This window comes from Xanthomonas sp. LMG 8993, from assembly GCF_009835065.2.
GTDB lineage: Bacteria > Pseudomonadota > Gammaproteobacteria > Xanthomonadales > Xanthomonadaceae > Xanthomonas > Xanthomonas arboricola.
In genome coordinates, this window is sequence record NZ_QVIF02000001.1 from 286,884 (window position 1) to 308,832 (window position 21,949).

Genomic DNA, 21,949 nt, shown 5'->3' on the forward strand with positions numbered 1-21,949 from the left:
CCCAAGTCGCTATCCGGCCTGGGCAACAAGGTGCGGCGCCGCGCTCGCGTGATGTGATGTCATCACGCCCGGGTGTAATAGTCTCCGCCATCGCGTGCGCCTAAGGTGCGCGCATTGCACGAGGCCACCGCATCCATGGGACACGACCACAACCACGCACCCAGCGAAATCCGCCACGAGACACCGCTGTGGTGGGCGCTGGGACTCACCGCCACGTTCCTGCTGGCGGAAGTCATCGGTGCGTTCATCACCAACAGCCTGGCGCTGCTGTCCGATGCCGCACATATGGCCACCGATACCGTGGGCCTGATGATCGCCCTGCTTGCCGTGCGCCTGAGCCGTCGTCCTGCCGATGCGCGCCGTACCTACGGCTATGTGCGGCTGGAAGCGCTCGGCGCGCTGGCGAATGGGGCGCTGTTGTTCGCAGTCGGCGCCTACATTCTCTGGGAGGCCGCGCAGCGCTTCCGCGCACCGCAGGATATTTCCTCCAGCGGCATGCTGCTGATCGCCGGTTTCGGCCTGGTGATCAATCTGATCGCCATGAAGTTGCTGCACGCCGGCAGCGGCGAGAGCCTCAACGTCAAGGGTGCCTATCTCGAGGTCTGGAGCGACATGCTTGGCTCGGTGGCGGTGATCATCGGCGCGTTGCTGATCCGCTGGACCGGCTGGCAATGGATCGACCCGGTGCTGGCCGTGCTGATCGGCCTGTGGGTGCTGCCGCGCACCTGGGTGCTGCTGCGAGAGGCGATCAACGTGCTGCTAGAAGGCGTGCCCAAAGGCATCGATCTGCCGCAGGTGCAGCAGGCGCTGAGCAGCTACCCCGGCGTCGAAGACGTGCACGACCTGCATGTCTGGGCACTGGCCTCCAGCACGCCCGCGCTCACCGCACACGTGGTGGTCAGCGAAACCACCGACCGCGACCGCCTGCGCGACGCCCTCGCCGAGCTGCTGCACGCGCGTTTCGAGATCACCCACGTCACCTTGCAGGTGGAGAGTGGCGACTGCGGCACCGAGCCGTGTGGCGCGGCCCCGGCCGCGCAAGGCGCCGCGCATGACGATCACCGTGGTCACGCGCATTCGCACGGCGGCCACGCGCACTGACGCGGACCACGCCGCCAGTGGGCTTGTTGTCTGATCGGCGGTGGCATGGCGTTGCCTGGAGCAGCGCCCAGCCAGGTCATCGGGTCCGATCCAGGGGAGAACCGTCCTGCTTCCTGGCTGCCTCCCAGGCCGTATGATCGAGCCGGGGAAGACTGCGAGGCCGGCGGCGCAATGGCGGTACAGATCGAACAACGCAACGAACGCATCGCCACGCTGATCGCCGAGGCGGGCGCGGCAGCATCGGCCGGGCAATGGCAACAGGCCGAGCAATTGTGGACACAGGTGCGCCAGTTGGCGCCGACGCACCCGCAGGCCTTGTACAGCCTGGGCGTGCACGCCTACCAGCGCGGCGATGCAACGGCGGCGCTGGAATACCTGGCAGGCGCACGCGCAAGCAGCCCGGGCGATCCGATGATCGTGCTGACCATTGCGGTGGTGAAGCAGGCGCAAGGCGATGTGGATGGCGAATGGCAGGCCATCAGCGCGGCGCTGGCGCTGGATGCGTACTTCCTGCCCGGGCTGCTGGCAAAGGCCGCATTCCTGCAGGCACGCGGCCGTCCGCGCGCCGCCGCTAGTGTCTATCGCGATGCGCTGAAGGTCGCGCCGCCGGAGCCGCAATGGCCTGCGGTGTTGCGTCGCAAGCTGGCCCTGGCCACGCAGGCGGTGGAGCAGGACACGCTTGAGCTGGAGGCGCAATTGCGCGCCGTCCTGGACGCTCCTGGCATCGCCGTGGACGCCGCACTCGCAGGACGCTGGGCGGAAGCGGCCGCGATCGCATGCGGGCGCAGTCGCCCGTTCCATTCCCAATCCAACCGCTTGTACATCCCGCGACTGCCAGCCCTGCCGTTTCACCCGCCGGACGCGTTTCCCTGGATCGCTGCAGTACAGCGTCAGACCGCGGCGATCGCGCAGGAACTTCGCGCCGTCATGCACGAGGACAAGGGCGGCTTTGCGCCGTACATCGCCTACGCGCCGGACCAGCCGGTCAATCAGTGGAAGGAGCTCAACCATTCGCCGGCATGGAGTTCCTATCCGTTGTGGGCACATGGACAGCCGGTGGATGAGCATCTGCGGCAGTGCCCGGCAACCGCCGCCGCGTTGGCATTGGTCGATGCGGCGCAGATCGACGGCGTGTGCCCCAACGCGATGTTTTCGGTGCTTGCGCCGCAGACGGTCATTCCGCCGCACCACGGCGAGACCAACGCACGTCTGGTGGCGCATCTTCCGTTGATCGTGCCCGAGGGCTGCAGCTTCCGGGTCGGTTACGACTGGCGGCAGTGGGAGGTCGGCAAGGTACTGGTGTTCGACGACTCGATCGAGCATGAAGCGCGCAACGCGAGCGCGCAGCAGCGTGCGGTGCTGATCTTCGATGTCTGGAACCCGCTGCTGAGCCAGGAGGAGCGGCAGATGGTCAATGCCATGGAGACGGCGATTGCGCGCCACCGTGCGGGATGAGGTGGTGCCGGTAGTCGGCCGGTTCAGTCCGCAGGCATGATGCCAAACCGGGCAAGTGTGTCGCGCAGCGGAGCGAGCTGGGTCGCGTAGGGTTTCCAGCGTCCGGACGCATCGCCATGCAGGGGTTGGCGCACCTGCCAGTAGCTGGCTGTCCTGACGGCTCCAGGCGCCTTGTGGAAATCCAGGCAATCCGGTTCCCAGGGCAACTGCAAAAAGTCCAGCAGTGCGCGCAGGCTGGGCTCCGGCGCGGCGACAAAGGCGTCGTAGTCGAACGTGTGGATGCTGTCCGGATACAGCGACAGCCAATGCGCCATCAGTCGCTGGTAGGCGGCATAGAAATGCCCGATGTCCTCCAGCCGGCCCGCATAGTCAAAGCGTTGCGGATTGAGCTGCTGCATGAAGATCGACAGCCCGTTGTCCAGCGGGTGACGGCGTGTGTGCACGATCCTGGCCGCCGGAAACAGCTGCTTGATCAGCCCGATCAGCAGAAAGTTGTCGGGGCGCTTGTCGGTGATGTAGCGCAGTTGCGCATGCTGGGGAACGGCTGCTGCCATGCGTTGACGATAGGCCGCGGCCAGCTGCGTCAGCGTGTGCGAGGACAGATGCTGCGCGGCTTGCGGGAACGGCGACAGCGACTGTGCAACCAGTCGCGGCAGCGCATCCAGTTCGCCCCCGGCGGCAATGCACGAGTGGCGCGACAAGGCCTGTTCGATCAAGGTGGAGCCGGAGCGGAACATGCCGCAGATAAACAGTGCCGGCACCGCGTCGCCGACAGCATCCATGGGCGGTGGCTGGCGCGCGTCGCTTGCATCGGCAAATACCGCAGCGATGCTGTCGAACTGCTGCTGTGTGCGGATCGGGTCATAGCGCCGCGCATGTGCATGGCCATGCCGGTTGGCGGCACTGGCCGCAGCGAATGCCTGGCTGTGCAGGCCGAGGCGGTCGTAGGCATGGGCCAGTGCATGCAGCAGCGTGGCCGTCAACGCAGGATCCTGTCCCGCGACCGAGCCTGCCTGCGCAAGTGCAAGCAGGCGTGTGTCCTGCGCATGCGTGGGAGGATCCAGGTGCAGCAGGCGTGCGGTGGCTTGCAGCTGCAGCGCCCGTGTCTGGGCATCGACAGGAGGACTGGCGAGCAGCCGGCGATAGGCGGCGACCGCCTGGTCGCGTGCGCCCAGCTCTTCCTGCAGGTTGCCCAGATTGAGCAAGGCCGGGGCGTAGTCCGGCCGGCACTGCAGTGCCAGGTCGAGTTCCTTCAGCGCTGCCGCCTCCTGATGAAGATGGTCACTCAGCAGCGCGGCGCGATTGAGATGGATCTGTTCCGGCAGTGCGGCACCGCATTGCAATGCCTGCGCATAAGCGTCCAGTGCGGCGGATGCCTCGCCGGTCTGGCGCAGCAGATATCCCAGGTTGTACCAGGCATCGGCGCAGCGGGGCTGCGCTTGCAGGATGCGGCGATAAGCGGCGATCGCCTGCGCCAGATGGCCTTGTTGCAGTAAGCGTGCGGCGTGCTGCAAGGACGGGTCCAAGGCGTTTTCCAGGCATTCTTGCAGCGGGTGGGAGACCTGCAGCTTAGGCGGCGCCGTCGGTGCGTTCAATCGGCCCGTGGCGGACGGTGATGAGCGGTCTTTCCTGTGTGCGCCGCTTGCCTTGTATGCTCTGCTGCAATCGACGAGTGAAGATGCGCGCATGCACAAGCGAGTGGTGTGGGGGCTGACGGTGTTGAGCTGCGCCTGGGCGGCATCGGCGCAGGACGTGCCGACGCATCGCTGCGCCGCAGTACTCGATCCCTTGCCGCGGCTGGCCTGCTATGACGCCAGCTTCCCGCCAACGCAGGCGGTGCGGGCGGCGGAGGCGGACAGGGCAGTCAGGGCATTCGGCCGCAGCAGCCAACAGGCCTCGGCAGCGACAGGCGCGCAGCAGTCAGCGCCTGCGCAACTCACCGCGAAGGTGCTCGCGGTGGCGTATCAGCCAGACGGTACGCGCATCGTGTCGCTGGACAGTCGCCAGCGTTGGGCGCTGACGGAAGCGACCAGCCGCGGGCCGCTGGCCGAGGGCGAGGTCGTGGTGATCCGCAAGGCCGCAATGGGAAGCTACATGCTGGTCACCGCTGCCGGTGTGGCACTACGTGCCCGCCGCATCGACTAGCCAGGCCACCGACGGCATCGCAACAGACAGAAGAGAATGGATGACTGAGAGACCGCTACGCGCCCTGTTGCACAACGGGTATCAACTGCTGCGTCAGGGACGTTATGCCGAGGCAGCTGTGTTCGCCGACCGCGCCTGCGCAGAGCAGCCAGGCAATGCGCATCTGCTGGAGCTTGCCAGCGAAGCCCGGTTGGCCAACGGCGATCCGCAGGCCGCAGCCGACCGCATCGCACAGGCTGCGGCGGTTGCAACGTCACCGCTCCCGCTATTGATCAAATACGCCAGCTTGCTGCTGCAGCTGCGTCGCCGCCGCGAGGCCCGGCTCGTCGCCGGCCAGGCGCAGGCGTTGGCGGCCGCCGACGGCGCTGCATGGTGGCGGATCGGTGCGCTGTACAGTGGCTGCCACGAGGTGGCGGCCGCCCGTGATGCGTACCGGCATGCGATGACATTGCTGGGAGAACAGCCCGGCTTGCTGTACGACCTCGCCACCATGCAGTTCTTTGGCGGTGAATTCGATGCGGCTGAGCTCACCCTGGAGCGGCTATTGCAACTGGCACCCGGCACGGGCGATGCCTTGTACCTGCGCGCCACGCTCCGGCGTCAGACCGGGCAGCACAACCACCTGGACGATCTGCGTCACCGCTTGACCACGCTATCGGAACCATCCGCCCGAGCGGCCGGTCTGTACGCCTTGAGCAAGGAGCTGGAGGACCTGGGCCAGCATGCGGAGTCGTTCGAGACATTGACCGCAGCAGCGGCCTGCAAGCGCAAGACTTTGCAATACGACGTTGCTGCCGAGTGTGCGCATATCGCCCAGGTGCTCGAGGCGTACGGCCCGGCTGCCTTGCGCGCACTGCAGCCCGGTCATGCGGGCGAGGGAGCGATCTTCATCGTCGGTTTGCCACGCTCCGGCACCACTTTGCTGGAGCGCCTGCTGATCCAGCGCGGCGGTGCACGCTCGGCCGGGGAGCTGATGGATTTCGGTGCGTTGCTCGGCAGTGCGACCTCCGGCGTACTGTCGACCAATCCCGAACTGACCGCCGCCCAGGCATCGCTGCAGATCGATTTCGCGGCGCTTGGGCAGGAGTATCTGCGCGGTGCCCGTGAGCTGGTGCACGACCATCCGGTGTTCATCGACAAGCTGCCGGTCAATTACCTGTATTGCGGCATGATTGCCGCCGCGCTGCCACGCGCACGCATCATCCATCTGGTGCGCGATCCGCTGGACACCTGTTATGCGATGTACAAGACCTTGTTCTACAACGCCTATCCGTTCTCGTACGCGCTCGATGAGCTCGCGGATTACTACCTGGCCTACCAGCAGACCATGCGGCACTGGCATGCGGTGCTGCCCGGCGCCATTCTCGACGTGCACTACGAAGAGTTGGTGCGCGATACCGACCAGCAGATCACGCGGGTGCTGAGTTGGTGCGGGCTGGCGCGCAGCGACACCATCGCCGAACTGGAGCATGTGCCGTTCGTGACTGCGAGCGCGGCGCAGGTGCGCGGCGATGTCCACCAACGCTCGGTGCATAGCTCTCGCCGGCATCTGGACGTACTGCTGCCGTTGTTGAGGCGACTTCAGGCAGCTGGCGTGATCGTGCCCGGCGCCGAAGTGGTGTAGCGATTGGCGCTGGCCGATCCACCGGTCCAGTCCTCCGAGTGAGCGCGCCGCCGGCTCGCGAGCCACGAGCGAACACACGTGGCGGCATCGAGCCCTACATCAGACACCGGCGGCAAAGGGCCACTTTTGCCTGACTTCCGCACTGTTTTGGGGATTCGTCGCACCGATTCGGAGCATTTCTGAATGGCGCTTTAATTCTCCTCAACGTGGTCTTAACATCGGGTTGGCAACGTTTTTTCGGGCGCTCTTTCGTCCGGCCGTTCGCCAGTGTGGAAGCGCAGTTTGATGCGCTTGCCAACAACGTCGCAGCACGTGCCGGCATTGCCTCAGATGCCGATGCAGTGCGTCGCGCTCACCCGTTCGAACTTCTCGGAGAGAGAGATGAGATTGAAGACCACCAAGCTGCGCGACGCCATCCGGGTATCGCTCACGGTTGGCGCTGCCGCATTTGCCCTGTCGGGAACCGTGATGGCGCAGGAGCAGCCCTCGACGGAACTCAAGAGCCTGGACGCGATCAGTGTCACCGGTACGCGCATCAAGAGCCAGACGATGACTGCCTCCAGTCCGGTGGCAGAGATCAACAAGGAGGAATTCCAGTACACCGGCTCGACCAAGGTCGAAGATCTGATCAACCAGTACCCGCAGCTCTCGGCGAGCTTCGACAACTTCGCCAACAATGGCTCGCAGGGGTATGCGACCGTCGATCTGCGTGGATTGGGCGCGCAGCGCACCTTGACCCTGGTCAACGGCAGGCGCATTCCCAAAGGCATCGGCGAGAGTCCGGACATCAGCATCATTCCGGCAGCGCTGGTGCGCCGCGTGGACATCCTGACCGGCGGCGCCTCGGCGGTGTACGGCTCCGATGCCGTCGCCGGCGTGGTCAATTTCGTGCTCGACGACGAGTTCGAAGGTGTCAGTGTCGACATGGGCTACAACGCCTACCAGCACGACAACGGCAACACCTTGATGCGCGGTCTGATGGACGACGCCGGTTACGATTATCCGACTGGAAACTCCGATTTCGACGGCATCTCCCGCAATGTGGATTTGGCCATCGGCGGCAGCTTCGGCGAGGCGGGGCATGCCACCGCATGGGCCACCTGGCGCGAAAACGATCCACTGCTGCAGGGCCAGCGCGATTACTCCGCATGCGCATTGAGCAACCGCGGCACCGCCTGCGGCGGCTCTGCCACCGCAGATCCAGCCAACTTCTATGTCGTCGCTCCGTCGGCTGGCGCGTTCTACGTGCAGCCTTCAGCCGGCGGCACCTGGTCGCAGGTCGCATCCCCGAACCTCTACAACTTCGCGCCGTTGAATTACTACCAGCGTCCGGACACGCGCTACACGGCCGGCACCAACATCAAGTACGAGGTCAACGAGCACTTCAAGCCCTATCTCGAAACCTTGTTCGTCAACCGCAAGAGTTCGACCCAGATCGCGCCGTCGGGTGCGTTTTTCACCGACCTCAACGTCAACTGCGCCACCTCGGTGATCGGCAGCCTGTGTAACGATGTGGGCATCACCGACGACGAGTTCACCGTCTACGTGGCCAAGCGCAACGTCGAAGGCGGCCCGCGCATCACCGACTCGGATACCAACAGTTTCAGCATCACCACCGGCGCCCAGGGCGACATCAACGACAACTGGTCGTACGACGCCTCGTTCACCTACAACCGCAGCACCACCAAGTCGGAAAACAGGAACGACTTCGTGACCACGCGCGTCCGCGATGCACTGCTGGGCTGCCAGCCTGGTTCGTTCGATGGTTGCGTGCCCTACAGCGTGTGGACCGACAGTGTCACCGCAGCAGAGGCAGAGGCATTGCAGGGCGTGGGTATCGTCAACTACGAAACCTCGATGCGCGTGTTCAACGCCTATGTGACCGGCAATTTCGGCTACAGCCTGCCGTGGGCCGGCGATAACCCGATCAGTCTGGTCGGTGGTGTCGAGACCCGCAACGAGACCTTCAAGCGGGTGGCCGACAGCAACATGCAGACCGGCAACTTCACCGGCCTGGGTGGCCCGACCTCCAATGTGTCCGGCGACATCGGCGTCAAGGAACTGTTCCTCGAAGGCGCGGTGCCGCTGGTGGCGCAGGCCGGTAGCCTGGATCACCTCGACATGCAGCTTGGCTATCGCTATTCGGACTACGACACCTCCGGTGGTGTGAGTACCTACAAGGCCGGTCTGGGTGCAACATTCGTCGATGGCAAATACCACCTGCGCGCGGGCTGGAATCGTGCGATCCGCGCTCCGAACGTGACCGAGCTGTATAACGAAAATACGATCGGGCTATGGAGTGGTAGCGACCCGTGCGCCGGTGCCAATCCGGTCTTCACCCAGGCCCAGTGCGCCAACACCGGTGTGACTGCGGCGCAATACGGCCGCGTTGCAGCCAACCCGGCCGGCCAGTACAACGAAATCGGCGGCGGCAATACGACGCTGCAGCCGGAAACGGCCAACACCTGGACCGTCGGTTTTGCTGCCAGCCCGATCAAGGGGCTCGATCTGAGCGTGGATTACTACGACATCAAGATCGACGACGCGATCCGCAGCATCGGCTCGTCCAACATCCTCACCGCATGCGGCGTGACCGGTAATGCGGATATCTGCAGCCGCGTGCGCCGCAATGCCACCACGGGCGATCTGTTCCGCGGTAGCGACCCGGACGTGTCCGGTCTGATCCTCAATTCCCAGGATAATTTTGGTTCGCTGCATTTCCAGGGCGTGGATCTGACCGCATCGTATGCCTGGAGCGTTGGCCCCGGGCGCCTGACCGCCTCGATGATGGGCAGCTACGCCATCAAGCAGGAGTACGAGCCGGTTCCGGGTGTGCAGGAAGTGACCTACGACTGCGCGGGCGTGGTCAACGTGGCCTGCAACAGTGCCGAATGGCGGCATGTGCTGAGCACGCGCTACAGCTTCGATCGCTACACCGTCGGGTTGCGCTGGCGTTATATCGGTGAGCTGGATTACCAGAACACCGACGGCACCCGTGGCACAACCGACGTACGCCTGGTGAACCAGGGCAACAAGGTGTCGGCGTACAACTACTTCGACCTGTCCGGTTCGATGCAGTTGGGCGATTACGTCACCTGGACCTTGGGCATCAACAACATCGCCGACAAGGAGCCGCCGCTGGTGGGCGGCAGCCTGACCTTCAACGGCAACTCGCTCGCCGGTTACGACCAGGCGGGTCGTTACTTCTTCACCAGTGTGGGTCTGCGTTTCTGAGGCACGTTGCAAGCTGGTAAAAACAACGGCGAGCCTCGGCTCGCCGTTGTTGTTTGTTGCCTGTGACAGCGTGTGTCGATGGCTCGCCGCGCTGCAACCTGCGGATCACCCCAGTCGCCGATCGCCCCCCGCTTGCGTGGCTGATCGACGTCGAAGACAGCGTCGACGGTTCACTCCACCGGTTCACGCAGCAACGGCGACTGCCAGCCCGGGCGCGGCGCGAAACGCTCGCCATAGCGCGCCTGCAGTGCCTGCAGACGTGCCAGCAAGGCGTCGGCGCCGACACTGCGGATGTGCTGGATCGGGCCACCGCGGAACGGCGCAAAGCCGGTGCCGAAGATCACGCCGGCGTCGAGCAGGTCCGCATCGGCCACCACGCCGTCGTGCAGGCAGGCGACCGCTTCGTTGAGCAGCGGCAGGATCAGGCGATCTTCCAGGTCTGCCGGCGCCTCGTAGCCGCTGGCGACCTCGGGCTTGACCGCGCGCCCGTTCTCCCACTTGTACAGGCCCTGGCCGTCCTTCTTGCCGCGCTTGCCCGGCTCTACAGTGGCCAGCGCCGCCGGAATCGGCAGGTGCAGGAACGGTGCGAGCTCTGCGCCCACGCCGGCGGCAACGTCCAGCCCCACCGTGTCGATCAGTTCGATCGGCCCCATCGGCATGCCGAACTTCACCGCGGTCTTGTCCAGCACCGGGCCCGGTACGCCTTCGGCATAGGCGGTGGCCGCTTCGAGCAGGTACGGGAACAGCACGCGATTGACCAGGAAGCCCGGCGTGCCGGCCACCGGTACCGGGAACTTGTCCAGCGCCTTGCAGAATGCCGCCAGGCGCGCGACGTTGGCCGGATCCAGCCCGTCGTGCTGCACGATTTCCACCAGCGGCATCATCGATACCGGATTGAAGTAGTGCAGGCCGGCAAACTGCGCCGGGCGCTGGATATGCCCGCGGAGCTCGGTCAACGGAATCGACGAGGTGTTGGTGGTCAGCAAGGCATCGGGCTTGAGCTGCGGCTCGATGGACTGATACAGCTCGCGCTTGGCCTGCGGGTTCTCGATGATCGCTTCGATCACCAGGTCCGCCTGCGCCACGCCCGCGCCGGCCAGGTCGCCACGCAGGCGCGCCGCCACCGCCGGCCGCTTGGCCTCGTCCTTGACGCGCTTGGCGAACAACTCGCCGCCGCGGCCCAGCGCCGTATCGATGAAGCGCTGCTCGCGATCCTGCAGCGTCACCTCGAAGCCCTTGTACGCCGCCCAGGCCGCGATATCGCCGCCCATCACGCCGGCGCCGACCACATGCACATGGCGGATCGGAGCCAGCGCCTCAGCGCCGGCATCCTTGCCGCCCAGCGCCTTCAGGCGCTCGGTGAGAAAGAAGATGCGGATCAGGTTGCGTGCGGTCGGCGTGCTGGCGAGCTTGACCACCGCCTTGCGCTCGGCCGCCAGGCGCGCCTGGATGCCGCTGCCGCCGGCCCGTTCCCACACGTTGATCAGGGCGTAGGGCGCCGGGTAATGCTCCTTGCGCGCCTTGCGTGCAACCTGCTTGCGCATCTGTGGCGCCAGCAGCTTGCGCGCGAGCAAGGTATTGGTGGCCCACGCGGTGGCGCGCTGCTTGAACGGGCGTTTGCTGCCGGTAAGCGCCAGCGCGGCGGCGACATCGACCAGCACCGCGGGCGCGGCGACCTTGTCGACCAGGCCCATCGCGCGTGCGGCCTTGGCCGCGACGGTGCGACCGGTCAGCATCAGGTCCATCGCCGCCGGCGCACCGATCAGGCGCGGCAAGCGGGCGCTGCCGCCCCAGCCGGGGAAGATGCCGAGCTTGGTTTCCGGCAGGCCGATGCGCGTGCCGGCATCGTCGGAGGCCACGCGATACCGGCACGCCAGCGCAATCTCGGTGCCGCCGCCCATGCAGAAGCCGTGGATCGCCGCCACCGTGGGGCAGGGCAGCTCGGCCAGCTTCTGAAAGACGCTCTGGCCGCGATGGATCGCATCGTTGACGGTGCCCTTGCGGTCGAACTCCTGGAATTCCTTCAGGTCGGCGCCGGCGATGAAGCCATTGGGCTTGCCCGAGCGCAGCACCACGCCCTTGGGCGGGTCCAGCGCCAGGCGCTCGACCAGCGCGCCCAGTTCGAGCAGCACCTCCTGCGAAAACGCGTTGACCGGTGCGCCCTGACGATCAAGGCTGAGCACGACCACGCCGTCCTCGCGCAGGTCGGCCTGCCAATGGCTGAATCGGAGCCCGTCGAAACCTGGAAGCATGCGTCTGGCCGTCCGGAGATATAAGGAAAGGTCGTTATCATCCAGAGGTTGTTTCCTTCACGTCAAATACCCATACCTGTCGGCAGGGCGGCGCGCGCCTCGTGCGAGGCGTCGCCAGTGGCGCATCGGTGCAGCTAGTCTGATGCGTGACGATCGTCCGGATCGGTATGAACTTTTCTTTTCAATGGTTGTCTCATTGCCCGACTTCGGTGGGCTGACAGGAGTGCGGCCCGACATGGCCGAAGTCGATACACCTCAGGAGCTGGACCTGGAACTGGTCCGGCGTGTGCAGCGCGGCGAGAGCGCAGCGTTCGATGTGCTGGTGCGCAAATACCAGCACCGCATCGTTGCGTTGATCGGGCGCTACATCGCCGACTGGAGCGAGTGCCAGGACGTGGCCCAGGATACGTTTGTGCGCGCCTACCGCGCGATCAACAGTTTCCGCGGCGACTCGCAGTTCTATACCTGGTTGCACCGCATTGCCGTCAACACTGCCAAGAACCATCTGGTTGCGCACAACCGCCGTCCGCCCACCGACGATATCGAGATCAGCGATGCCGAACAGTTCGATGGTGCCACCCGCCTGCGCGATACCGACACCCCGGAGCGCGAATTGATGCGACAGGAGCTGGAACAAACGGTGATGCGTGCGGTCCAAGCCCTGCCGGAAGAACTTCGGTCGGCCATCACCCTGCGCGAGGTGGAGGGGCTGAGCTACGACGAAATCGCGCGAAAGATGGATTGCCCGATCGGAACGGTGCGCTCGCGCATCTTCCGGGCGCGCGAGGCCATCGACATCGAGCTGCGGCCTCTGTTGGAGACCGAAAGCGCCACCCGTGAGCGACACCGTGTATGAGCCATAACCCTGCCATGTCCACCACCGACAAGTTCGAGCGTCACTACCGTCAGCAGCTGTCTGCGCTGGTGGATGGCGAATTGAGCGCCGACGAGTCGCGCTTCCTGCTACGCCGCCTGGCCCACGACGAGGAACTGGCCGGCTGCCACGAGCGTTGGCAGCTGTGCGGCGATGTGCTGCGCGGTGCGGCCAGCGCGCCGGCACCGCTGGATTTTGCCGCGCGCGTGCGCAGCGCCATTGCCGACGAGCCGGTGCCGCAGGCGCAGCCAGCCACGCGCGCGGCCACGCGCTGGCGCTGGGGTGGTGGCGCAGCGATTGCAGCATCGGTCGCGGCGATTGCCCTGTTCATGGCGCGCGAGCGCCTGCCCGAGACCGTACCGCCGGCCGAGCAGGTCCCGGTGTTCGCCACGACAGCGCAGCTGCCGGCGGCCACGCCGGCCCCCGCCACGCCCGCAGCACCAAAGGGTCCGGCCGAGCCCGGCCCGGCCGCCCCCGATGAGGTGGCCGCGCTGGCCGCAGCGGTGCCGGCCGCCGCGCTGGCATCCACGCGCCGTGGCGCGGCCACGCGCAACCAGCAGGTCGCCCGCAGCGTCGCTTCGCGTCAGCAGCAGGTGCCGACCCGCATGCTGGCGTCCGCTGCTCCTGCTGCGACGACGGCCACGGCCGGTGCGGTGTCGCCATCGAATCCGTTCACGCATCCGGATACCACCTTGCAGGCACGCCCATGGCCGCGCGCGGCGCTGTCCGGTGCCGGTGAAAGTCCGCTCAATGCCAGCTTCCGCCAAGGCGGACAGGGCACCGCGTTCTATCCGTTCGAGCCTGCGCCGCAGGGTGTTGCCAGCCCCGCGCCCAACCGGCCGCTGCCGGTGCAGCCGCCGCAGGATTGATGTCGCCGCCGATCTTCATCCGTTCGGCGCCCTCCCTCCCGTTATCGTGCCGGACCCCTGCAGTGGCAGGGGCTTTGGCCCCTGTCGCCCTGCCATCGGAGGCAACCTGATGAACCATCGCATTCGCACCCAGATGTTCGGCCTGATCGCCATGACCCTGCCGCTGGCCGCCTGCGCGCAGCAGTCCGCGCCCACGGCCAAGGATGTTGCCCCGATTGCCGCCAACCGCAGCGCCGACCCGGCTCCGCAGCTGGTGGCCGGCTTGCCGGACTTCACCAATCTGGTCGAGCAGGTCGGCCCGGGTGTGGTCAATATCGAAACCACCATCACTCGCAAGGACGCCATGGCGCGCCAGCGGCGGGGTGGGCAGGACGGCGGCGCGATGCCCGGCGACGAGCAGATGCCGGAATTCTTCCGCCGCTTCTTCGGGCCGGATTTCCAGATGCCGGGCGGGCCGCGGCAGGGGCCGGGCCAGGGCGGCGATGACGATGGCGGCATCGCCGGCAAGTCGATGGGCTCGGGCTTCATCATTTCGGCCGACGGCTATGTGCTGACCAATCACCATGTGGTCGATGGCGCCAGCGAGGTCACCGTCAAGCTGACCGACCGCCGCGAGTTCAAGGCCAAGGTGGTCGGCAGCGACGAGCAGTTCGACGTGGCGCTGCTCAAGATCGAGGCCAAGGGCCTGCCGACGGTGCGCCTGGGCGACTCCAACACGCTCAAGCCGGGCCAGTGGGTGGTGGCGATCGGCTCGCCGTTCGGCCTGGATCACTCGGTCACCGCCGGCATCGTCAGTGCCACCGGGCGCAGCAATCCGTACGCGGACCAGCGCTACGTGCCCTTCATCCAGACCGACGTGGCGATCAACCAGGGCAACTCCGGCGGCCCCTTGCTCAACACGCGCGGCGAGGTGGTCGGCATCAATTCGCAGATCTTCTCCGCCTCTGGCGGCTATATGGGGATCAGTTTTGCGATCCCGATCGACCTGGCCTTCAGCGCTGCCGAGCAGATCAAGGCCACCGGCCATGTGAGCCGCGGCATGCTGGGCGTGGCGGTCGGCCCGATCGACTCGCTCAAGGCGCAGGGCCTGGGCCTGCCGGATACACGCGGCGCGCTGGTCAACGACATTCCGCCCGGCAGCCCCGCCGCCAAGGCCGGGATCGAGGTGGGCGATGTGATCCGCGCCGTCAACGGCAAGCCGATCGATGTCGCCAGCGATCTGCCGCCGATGATCGGCCTGATGGCGCCGGGCACCAAGGTCAACCTGGACGTGTTGCGTGATGGCAAGCCGCGCAAGGTGGCCGTCACCCTGACGACGCTGGACAACCCCGCCGGCAACGCCGCCCCGCGTACCGCGGCCGACGACGCCAAGCCCAGTGCTCCGGCCAGTGTGGAGCTGCTCGGCCTGCAGGTCGCCGATCTCACCGCTGCCGAGCGCAGCCGCCTGGGCCTGGAAGCCGGCGAGGGCGTGCGCATCGCCTCGGTGACCGGCGCGGCAGCACGCAGCACCCAACCGCCGCTGTCGCCGGGCCTGGTCATCGCCCGCGTCGGCCGCACCAAGGTCGGCAGCGTCGCCGAACTCAACCGCGCCCTGTCCAGCTACAAGAAGGGCGACGTGGTCATGCTGCTGGTCACCGACGGCAAGGCGACCAGCTATGTGGCCTTGAAGGCCGGCGGCTAACGGAAGCCGGGATTCGTCATTGGTGATTCGGGATTGGCAAAAGCAGGCTCCTGTTCGCGGGTGCCTGCTCTTGTTCTGCCTTTTCGAATCCCCAATCCCCACTCCCAAATCCCGGCTCCAAAGCGTGCGATAATGCTGCGTTACCCTGACGACGGCACCGCCGGCGCCCACCTCAATGTCCTCTGATTCAATGCGGAATATCCGCAACTTCTCCATCATCGCCCACGTCGACCACGGTAAATCCACCCTGGCCGACCGGATCATCCAGCTGTGCGGCGGCCTGCAGGCGCGCGAGATGGAGGCCCAGGTCCTGGACTCCAACCCGATCGAGCGCGAACGCGGCATCACCATCAAGGCGCAGTCGGTGTCCTTGCCGTATACGGCCAAGGACGGGCAGGTCTACCACCTGAACTTCATCGACACCCCCGGGCATGTGGACTTCTCCTATGAAGTCAGCCGCTCGCTGGCCGCGTGCGAAGGCGCGCTGCTGGTGGTGGATGCGGCCCAGGGCGTGGAAGCGCAGTCGGTCGCCAACTGCTACACCGCGGTGGAGCAGGGCCTGGAAGTGGTGCCGGTGCTCAACAAGATCGACCTGCCGACCGCCGACATCGAGCGGGCCAAGGCCGAGATCGAAGCGGTGATCGGCATCGACGCCGAAGACGCGGTGGCGGTCAGTGCCAAGACCGGTCTGAACATCGATCTGGTGCTGGAAGCGATCGTGCAGCGGATTCCGCCGCCCAAGCCCCGCGACACCGACAAGCTGCAGGCGCTGATCATCGACTCCTGGTTCGACAACTACCTGGGCGTGGTGTCGCTGGTGCGCGTGATGCAGGGCGAGATCAAGCCGGGCAGCAAGATCTTGGTGATGTCCACTGGCCGCACCCATCTGGTCGACAAGGTCGGCGTGTTCACGCCCAAGCGCAAGGAGCTTGCCGCGCTGGGCGCGGGCGAAGTGGGCTGGATCAACGCCTCGATCAAGGACGTGCACGGCGCACCGGTCGGCGACACGCTGACCCTGGCGGCCGACCCGGCGCCGCATGCGCTGCCCGGTTTCCAGGAAATGCAGCCGCGCGTGTTCGCCGGCCTGTTTCCGGTCGATGCCGAGGATTACCCGGATCTGCGCGAGGCGCTGGACAAGCTGCGCCTGAACGATGCGGCGCTGCGCTTCGAGCCGGAAAGCTCCGAAGCGATGGGCTTCGGCTTCCGCTGCGGCTTCCTGGGCATGCTGCACATGGAGATCGTGCAGGAGCGGCTGGAGCGCGAGTACAACCTCAACCTGATCTCGACCGCGCCGACCGTGGTCTACGAAGTGCTCAAGACCGACGGCAGCATCATCCCGATGGACAATCCATCCAAGTTGCCGCCGCTCAACAACGTGGAAGAGATCCGCGAGCCGATCATCCGCGCCAACATCCTCACCCCGCCCGATTACGTCGGCAACATCATCACCTTGTGCGAAGAAAAGCGCGGCACCCAGATCGGCATCAACTACCTGGGCAGCCAGGTGCAGATCAGCTACGAGTTGCCGATGGCCGAAGTGGTGCTGGATTTCTTCGACAAGCTCAAGTCGGTCTCGCGCGGTTACGCCTCGCTGGATTACCACTTCCTGCGTTTCGATGCCGGCCCGTTCGTGCGCGTGGATACGCTGATCAATGGCGACAAGGTCGATGCGCTGTCGATCATCGTGCACCGCAGCTACGCCGACCGGCGCGGCCGCGAACTGTGCGAAAAGATGAAGGATCTGATCCCGCGGCAGATGTTCGACGTGGCGATCCAGGCCGCCGTGGGCTCGCAAATCATCTCGCGCTCCACGGTCAAGGCGATGCGCAAGAACGTGTTGGCCAAGTGCTATGGTGGCGACGTTTCGCGCAAGAAGAAGCTGCTCGAAAAGCAGAAGGAAGGCAAGAAGCGCATGAAGCAGGTCGGCCGCGTGGAGATTCCGCAGGAAGCCTTCCTGGCTGTCTTGCAGATGGATAAGTAGCAGGGATTCGGGAGTCGTGATTGGGGATTGGCAACGACTTGCCAGCCCCGTGCTTTTGCGAATCCCCAATCTCCAATCCCAAATCCCGTTCCGAAGGAACATCAATGAAATGGTTTGAAATTGCCCTGGTTGTGTTGACGCTGGGCACCGGCTTCATCTGGCTGCTGGACAAGCTGTTCCTGGCCAAGCGCCGCGCGGCACGCGCCGGTCTGCTGGACAGCGAGCCGGCGATCATCGACTACTCGCGCGCTTTCTTTCCGGTGCTGGCGGTGGTGTTGATCCTGCGCAGCTTCGTGGCCGAGCCGTACAAGATTCCGTCCAGTTCGATGATGCCCAATCTGCTGATCGGCGATTTCATCCTGGTCAACAAGTTCGCTTACGGTTTCCGTCTGCCGATCACCAATACCAAGTTCATCCCGACCGGCGAGCCCAAGCGCGGCGACGTGGTGGTGTTCAAGCCGCCGCATGCGCCGGACCAGAACTGGATCAAGCGCGTGGTGGGTCTGCCGGGCGACAAGATCGGCTTCCACGGCGATACGCTGTACATCAACGACAAGCCGATGCGCTACACGGTCAAGGGCGAATACATCGGCAAGGGCAAGGGCGCCGAGATGACCGGCACCACCTTGCTGGTCGAGGATTTGCCGGGCCGCACCCACACGGTGCTGGAGTGGGTCGATCGCAACATGCCGGCCGGGCAGGGTGACTGGACCGTGCCGGCGGACAGCTATTTCGTGATGGGGGATAATCGCGACAACAGTGAAGACAGCCGGTTCTGGACCCAGACGCACTTCCTGCCGGAAGCCAACCTGCGCGGCAAGGCGTTCCTGATCTGGCTCAATTGCGAAGGGTGGTTCTGCAAGGGGAGTTTCGATCCGTCGCGGATCGGGACCGGAATCCAGTAATGCACGCACGGCGTGCCGGGGGAAGCACAATGAAGCGCAAGCAGAGCGGTATGACGTTGACGTCGTTCGTGGTGGTGCTGGCGGTGGTGGGGTTCGCGCTGTACATCGGAATGAAACTGTTTCCGATGTACCAGGAATACTATTCGGTGCGCACGGCCATGAAAGGCCTGGCCAAGGAACCCGACAGCGCCAACATGGATCCGTCCAAGTTGCAGGATCTGTTCTTTCGTCGGCTGTACATCAACTACTCGGAAAACGTCAAGAAAGAGGACGTCAAGTTCGAGCGCGTCGATGGTGGCTGGCGCATGAAGGTCAACTACGAAGTTCGCCGCGAATTGATCGGCAATCTGGATGTCGTCGGTAAATTCGAGACGTCCCAGGACATGACGGGACGTGGTGGCGAATAGGACTTTCCAGCGCGGCGATCCGATCGGGCATGCGTTTGCCGATCCGGGATTGCTCGCCCAGGCGCTGCGACACCGCAGCGCCGGGACACCGCATAACGAACGACTGGAATTTCTCGGCGACGGCATCGTCAACCTGCTGGTCGCCGAAGCGCTCTACCAGCGCTGGCCCAAGGCCGACGAAGGTGCATTGACCCGCGCGCGTGCCGAACTCGTACGCGAAGGGGCGCTGGCGGTGATCGGCCGCACCCTCAATCTGGGCGAGCGGCTGACGCTGGGGCCGGGCGAGCTGAAGTCCGGCGGCCATCGACGTGATTCGATCCTGGCCGACGCGGTTGAGGCGATCGTCGCGGCGATCTATCTGGACTGCGGCTTCGAACGCTGCCGCGCGGTGGTGCTGCCGTGGTTCGAGCCTTCGCTGGCGGCGCTGCCGGTGGGCAAGGCAGAAAAAGACCCCAAGACCCGGCTGCAGGAATGGCTGCAGGCGCGGCAGCTGCCGTTGCCCACCTACGCGCTGATCAGCGAAAGCGGCGACGAACATGCCAAGCAGTTCCACGTCGCCTGCATCCTGGAACAGCCCGTCGCCCGCGCCGAAGGCCAGGGCAGCTCGCGTCGCCTCGCCGAGCAACAGGCGGCCACCCTTGTCATCGCACAACTGGATTCCAACACGTGAGCGAAACCTCTTCCCCCCACCGTAGCGGCAGCGTTGCGGTGATCGGCCGGCCCAATGTCGGCAAGTCCACCCTGACCAATGCCCTGGTCGGCGCCAAGGTCAGCATCGTGTCCAACCGGCCGCAGACCACGCGCCATCGGTTGCTGGGCATTGCCACCTTCCCCGAAGGGCAGCTGGTGCTGGTCGACACGCCCGGACTGCATCGCGAGCAGAAGCGCGCCATGAACCGGGTGATGAACCGCGCCGCGCGCGGCTCGCTGGAAGGCGTGGACGCGGCAGTGCTGGTGATCGAAGCCGGCCGCTGGGACGACGAAGACACCCTGGCCTTCAAGGTCCTGAGCGACGCCGGAGTGCCGGTGGTGCTGGTGGTCAACAAGGTCGACCGGCTCAAGGACAAGACCGCGCTGTTTCCGTTCCTGGCCCAGGTCAGCGAGGGGCGGACGTTCGCTGCGGTACATCCGGTGTCCGCGCTCAAGCGCAAGGGCCTGGAGGCGCTGGTCGGCGACCTGCTCAAGCTGGTGCCGGAGGCCGAAGCGATGTTCGGCGAGGACGAAATCACCGACCGCAGCCAGCGTTTTCTGGCCGGGGAACTGGTGCGTGAGCAGTTGATGCGTCAGCTCGGCGAAGAACTGCCGTATGCCACCACGGTGGAGATCGAACGCTTTGCCGAAGATGGCGCGCTGCTGCGCATCGGCGCGGTGATCTGGGTCGAGCGCGAAGGCCAGAAGGCGATCGTGATCGGCAAGGGCGGTACCCGCCTGAAGGACATCGGCGGCAAGGCGCGCCTGCAGATGGAGCGCCTGTTCGGGGCCAAGGTATTCCTGGAGACCTGGGTGCGCGTGCGCGAAGGCTGGTCGGACGACGAAGCGGCATTGAAGGCGTTCGGATACGAGTGAGGCCCTGGCTGGCGCCAGTGCCAGTGCCGTGCTGACAGCCTGTCGATGCGGTCGCCGGCACCGGCACGGACATGGGGCTGCGATGCAAGCGATGTCCCGATGCACCGGATCGCGCCTGGCCATTGCGGCGGCTGCCGTCGACGGCTGCGACCAGCTGCGCTGCCGGCAGCGGCTCACGGCGGTCATCGCTGCTGGCCGCTCTTGTGTCCTGCAATCGCGCCCCCTGCCGCATAACAGACCATGCTGATCGAACACGAACGCGGTTTCATCCTGCATGTGCGGGCCTGGCGCGAGACCAGCCTGCTGGTGGAAGTGCTGACCGAGCAGCATGGCCGGGTCGGGCTGTTGGCGCGTGGGGTGCACGGGCCTCGCAAGCAGGCCTTGCGGGCCGCGCTGCAGCCACTGCAGTTGATCCAGTTCACTGCGGTGCAACGCGGCGAACTGGCCCAGCTGCGTCAGGCCGAAGCGTTGGATACCGCCCCCCGCCTGGCGGGCGAATCCATGCTGGCCGGCTTCTACATCAGTGAACTGCTGCTGCGCCTGGCGCCGCGCAACGACCCGGTGCCAGAGTTGTTCGATTGCTATGCGCAGGCGCGTGCGCATCTGGCATCCGGCCTGCCGCTGGCCTGGGGGCTGCGCCAGTTCGAGCGCGATGTGCTCGATGGCCTGGGCTTTGCGTTCGATCTGCAGCACGACCGCGACGGCCAGCCGATCGACCCGGCGGCGCGTTACCGGCTCGATCCGCAGGAGGGCGCGCTGCGCGTACTGAGCGAGGCGATGGCGCAGGACCGGCGCGACACCGTCACCGGTGCGGCGCTGCTGGCGTTGGGCCAGGACGTCATGCCGGCGGCCGACGACATGCCGGGCCTGCGTCGCAGCATGCGGGGCGTGCTGCTGCATCACCTGAGTGGACGCGGGCTCAAATCCTGGGAGATGCTCGAGGATCTGGCGCGGCGGCGTTGAGGGTCGCAAGGCAGGTCTACCAGTCTTGCGAGCAGTCGCCGGATGCGCGTTGAACTCCATGCGGAACCATCGTCATGCATGGTGCTCAATGTCACCAGTTCCGATCGCCGACGCTGCGCCGGGCCCAGGGACACCGCTGCAGTCCTCCTTCAGTGCAGCAGTGCAGCCACCGCCGCATGGAACTGGGTCTGCGCCGTGCTGGAGTGCGGGTCGCCGCGCAGCAGGCGCACTGCGCCGGCAAGCCGTGCTGCGCCGACAAAACCGCAGCTGGCCTGCAGCCGATGCAGATGGCTGCGCAGTGCCTGATCGTCGCTGACCTGCAAGGCCGAATCCACCGCGTCGCGGGTGCCCGGCAACTCGGCCAGGAACAATTCGCGCAGCGCGTTGAGATGGTGTTGCTGGCCGTTGAGCGCGCTGAGCGCGGCCGCTTCGTCCCAATCGCTGGCGGCAATGTCGACCACGCCCACCGGCGCCACGCTGTAGCGGCCGCGCGCCAGCCCACGACGCACCGCCTGCAGCAAGCGCTCGGAGGTCAGCGGCTTCACCAGTAGCTCCAGAAAACCATCGGACTGCAGGCTGCGTTGCATGGCCGTGGTGGTGTCTGCGGTATGGGCCAGTGCAGGCACGTCCGGGTGCAGCAGGCGCAGTGCGCGCAGCAGGCCGCTGCCGGTGCCATCGGGAAGATTGACGTCGATCAGCCACAGGTCGTGGCGACGCGCGCGCGCACGGTCCAGTGCCGACGACAGCGAGTCTGCACAATCCACATGGGCGGGAAGACCTTCCAGCACCGCCTGCAGAAAGCCACGGCTGATCGGGTCGTCCTCTACCAGCAAGAGGCGTGGTTGGGGTTCCTGGCGTGTCGCCATGTTCATGCTGCCTCCTTGTCAGCGAT

Annotated in this window: 17 protein-coding genes; 14 read left to right on the forward strand and 3 right to left on the reverse strand. The window is 65.8% G+C overall.

Features of this window, described 5'->3' with window-relative positions; all coding sequences use genetic code 11:
• Positions 1-135 precede the first annotated feature (135 nt).
• Together DYQ94_RS01145 and DYQ94_RS01150 are read left to right on the forward strand one after the other, a co-directional pair.
• Positions 136-1,101: a cation diffusion facilitator family transporter gene (locus DYQ94_RS01145; protein ID WP_104593526.1), complete on the forward strand. Its 966-nt coding sequence runs from the start codon at positions 136-138 to the stop codon at positions 1,099-1,101.
• Positions 1,102-1,272: 171 nt separating this feature from the next.
• Positions 1,273-2,556, forward strand: coding sequence for an aspartyl/asparaginyl beta-hydroxylase domain-containing protein (locus DYQ94_RS01150; protein WP_126965706.1), 1,284 nt, complete (start codon positions 1,273-1,275; stop codon positions 2,554-2,556).
• A 23-nt stretch (positions 2,557-2,579) separates the two neighbouring features.
• On the opposite strand, the gene DYQ94_RS01155 is transcribed toward DYQ94_RS01150, so the two are convergent.
• On the reverse strand, positions 2,580-4,082 hold the full coding sequence (locus tag DYQ94_RS01155; protein WP_126965707.1) for a tetratricopeptide repeat-containing sulfotransferase family protein: 1,503 nt from the start codon (positions 4,080-4,082) through the stop codon (positions 2,580-2,582).
• A gap of 160 nt (positions 4,083-4,242) precedes the next feature.
• Between DYQ94_RS01155 and DYQ94_RS01160 the strand changes: the two genes are divergently transcribed.
• The 3 genes from DYQ94_RS01160 to DYQ94_RS01170 all read left to right on the forward strand — a co-directional run bounded on the left by DYQ94_RS01160 (position 4,243) and on the right by DYQ94_RS01170 (position 9,559).
• Positions 4,243-4,701 (forward strand): hypothetical protein, encoded by a 459-nt coding sequence (locus DYQ94_RS01160; RefSeq protein WP_126965754.1) that lies wholly within the window; start codon positions 4,243-4,245, stop codon positions 4,699-4,701.
• Between the two features lie 40 nt (positions 4,702-4,741).
• Complete coding sequence (locus tag DYQ94_RS01165) at positions 4,742-6,325, forward strand: tetratricopeptide repeat-containing sulfotransferase family protein (RefSeq protein WP_126965708.1); 1,584 nt, start codon at positions 4,742-4,744, stop codon at positions 6,323-6,325.
• Positions 6,326-6,706: 381 nt separating this feature from the next.
• The gene (locus DYQ94_RS01170; protein WP_160954626.1) at positions 6,707-9,559 is read left to right on the forward strand and encodes a TonB-dependent receptor; all 2,853 of its coding nucleotides are present in this window, start codon (positions 6,707-6,709) and stop codon (positions 9,557-9,559) included.
• A 170-nt stretch (positions 9,560-9,729) separates the two neighbouring features.
• Here the strand turns inward: DYQ94_RS01170 and DYQ94_RS01175 are convergent, their stop codons facing one another.
• On the reverse strand, positions 9,730-11,811 hold the full coding sequence (locus tag DYQ94_RS01175) for a 3-hydroxyacyl-CoA dehydrogenase NAD-binding domain-containing protein (RefSeq protein ID WP_126965709.1): 2,082 nt from the start codon (positions 11,809-11,811) through the stop codon (positions 9,730-9,732).
• A gap of 235 nt (positions 11,812-12,046) precedes the next feature.
• Here DYQ94_RS01175 and rpoE point away from each other — a divergent pair, with 235 nt between their 5' ends.
• The 9 genes from rpoE to recO all read left to right on the forward strand — a co-directional run bounded on the left by rpoE (position 12,047) and on the right by recO (position 21,057).
• On the forward strand, positions 12,047-12,667 hold the full coding sequence (gene rpoE / locus DYQ94_RS01180; RefSeq protein WP_016903799.1) for an RNA polymerase sigma factor RpoE: 621 nt from the start codon (positions 12,047-12,049) through the stop codon (positions 12,665-12,667).
• Positions 12,664-13,554 carry a sigma-E factor negative regulatory protein gene (locus DYQ94_RS01185; RefSeq protein ID WP_104576338.1) on the forward strand — a complete coding sequence of 297 codons (891 nt, stop codon included), beginning with the start codon at positions 12,664-12,666 and terminating at the stop codon, positions 13,552-13,554. The genes rpoE and DYQ94_RS01185 overlap by 4 nt, the downstream gene beginning before the upstream one ends.
• 109 nt (positions 13,555-13,663) lie before the next feature.
• Positions 13,664-15,235: a DegQ family serine endoprotease gene (locus tag DYQ94_RS01190; protein WP_126965710.1), complete on the forward strand. Its 1,572-nt coding sequence runs from the start codon at positions 13,664-13,666 to the stop codon at positions 15,233-15,235.
• Between the two features lie 190 nt (positions 15,236-15,425).
• A complete protein-coding gene (gene lepA / locus DYQ94_RS01195) occupies positions 15,426-17,216 on the forward strand; it encodes a translation elongation factor 4 (protein WP_024938035.1) in 1,791 nt (596 codons plus the stop codon).
• A gap of 104 nt (positions 17,217-17,320) precedes the next feature.
• Positions 17,321-18,121, forward strand: a complete 801-nt coding sequence (gene lepB / locus DYQ94_RS01200) for a signal peptidase I (RefSeq protein WP_011036465.1) — start codon at positions 17,321-17,323, stop codon at positions 18,119-18,121.
• Complete coding sequence (locus DYQ94_RS01205) at positions 18,121-18,528, forward strand: DUF4845 domain-containing protein (protein WP_024938034.1); 408 nt, start codon at positions 18,121-18,123, stop codon at positions 18,526-18,528. Before lepB ends, DYQ94_RS01205 begins: the two co-directional genes overlap by 1 nt.
• Positions 18,518-19,198: a ribonuclease III gene (gene rnc, locus DYQ94_RS01210; protein ID WP_039511552.1), complete on the forward strand. Its 681-nt coding sequence runs from the start codon at positions 18,518-18,520 to the stop codon at positions 19,196-19,198. The genes DYQ94_RS01205 and rnc overlap by 11 nt, the downstream gene beginning before the upstream one ends.
• Positions 19,195-20,094, forward strand: a complete 900-nt coding sequence (era, locus tag DYQ94_RS01215) for a GTPase Era (protein ID WP_024938032.1) — start codon at positions 19,195-19,197, stop codon at positions 20,092-20,094. The genes rnc and era overlap by 4 nt, the downstream gene beginning before the upstream one ends.
• Before the next feature lie 240 nt (positions 20,095-20,334).
• Positions 20,335-21,057, forward strand: coding sequence for a DNA repair protein RecO (recO, locus tag DYQ94_RS01220; RefSeq protein ID WP_024938031.1), 723 nt, complete (start codon positions 20,335-20,337; stop codon positions 21,055-21,057).
• Between the two features lie 149 nt (positions 21,058-21,206).
• Here the strand turns inward: recO and DYQ94_RS01225 are convergent, their stop codons facing one another.
• On the reverse strand, positions 21,207-21,929 hold the full coding sequence (locus tag DYQ94_RS01225; protein WP_046342105.1) for a response regulator: 723 nt from the start codon (positions 21,927-21,929) through the stop codon (positions 21,207-21,209).
• Between the last annotated feature and the right edge of the window lie 20 nt (positions 21,930-21,949).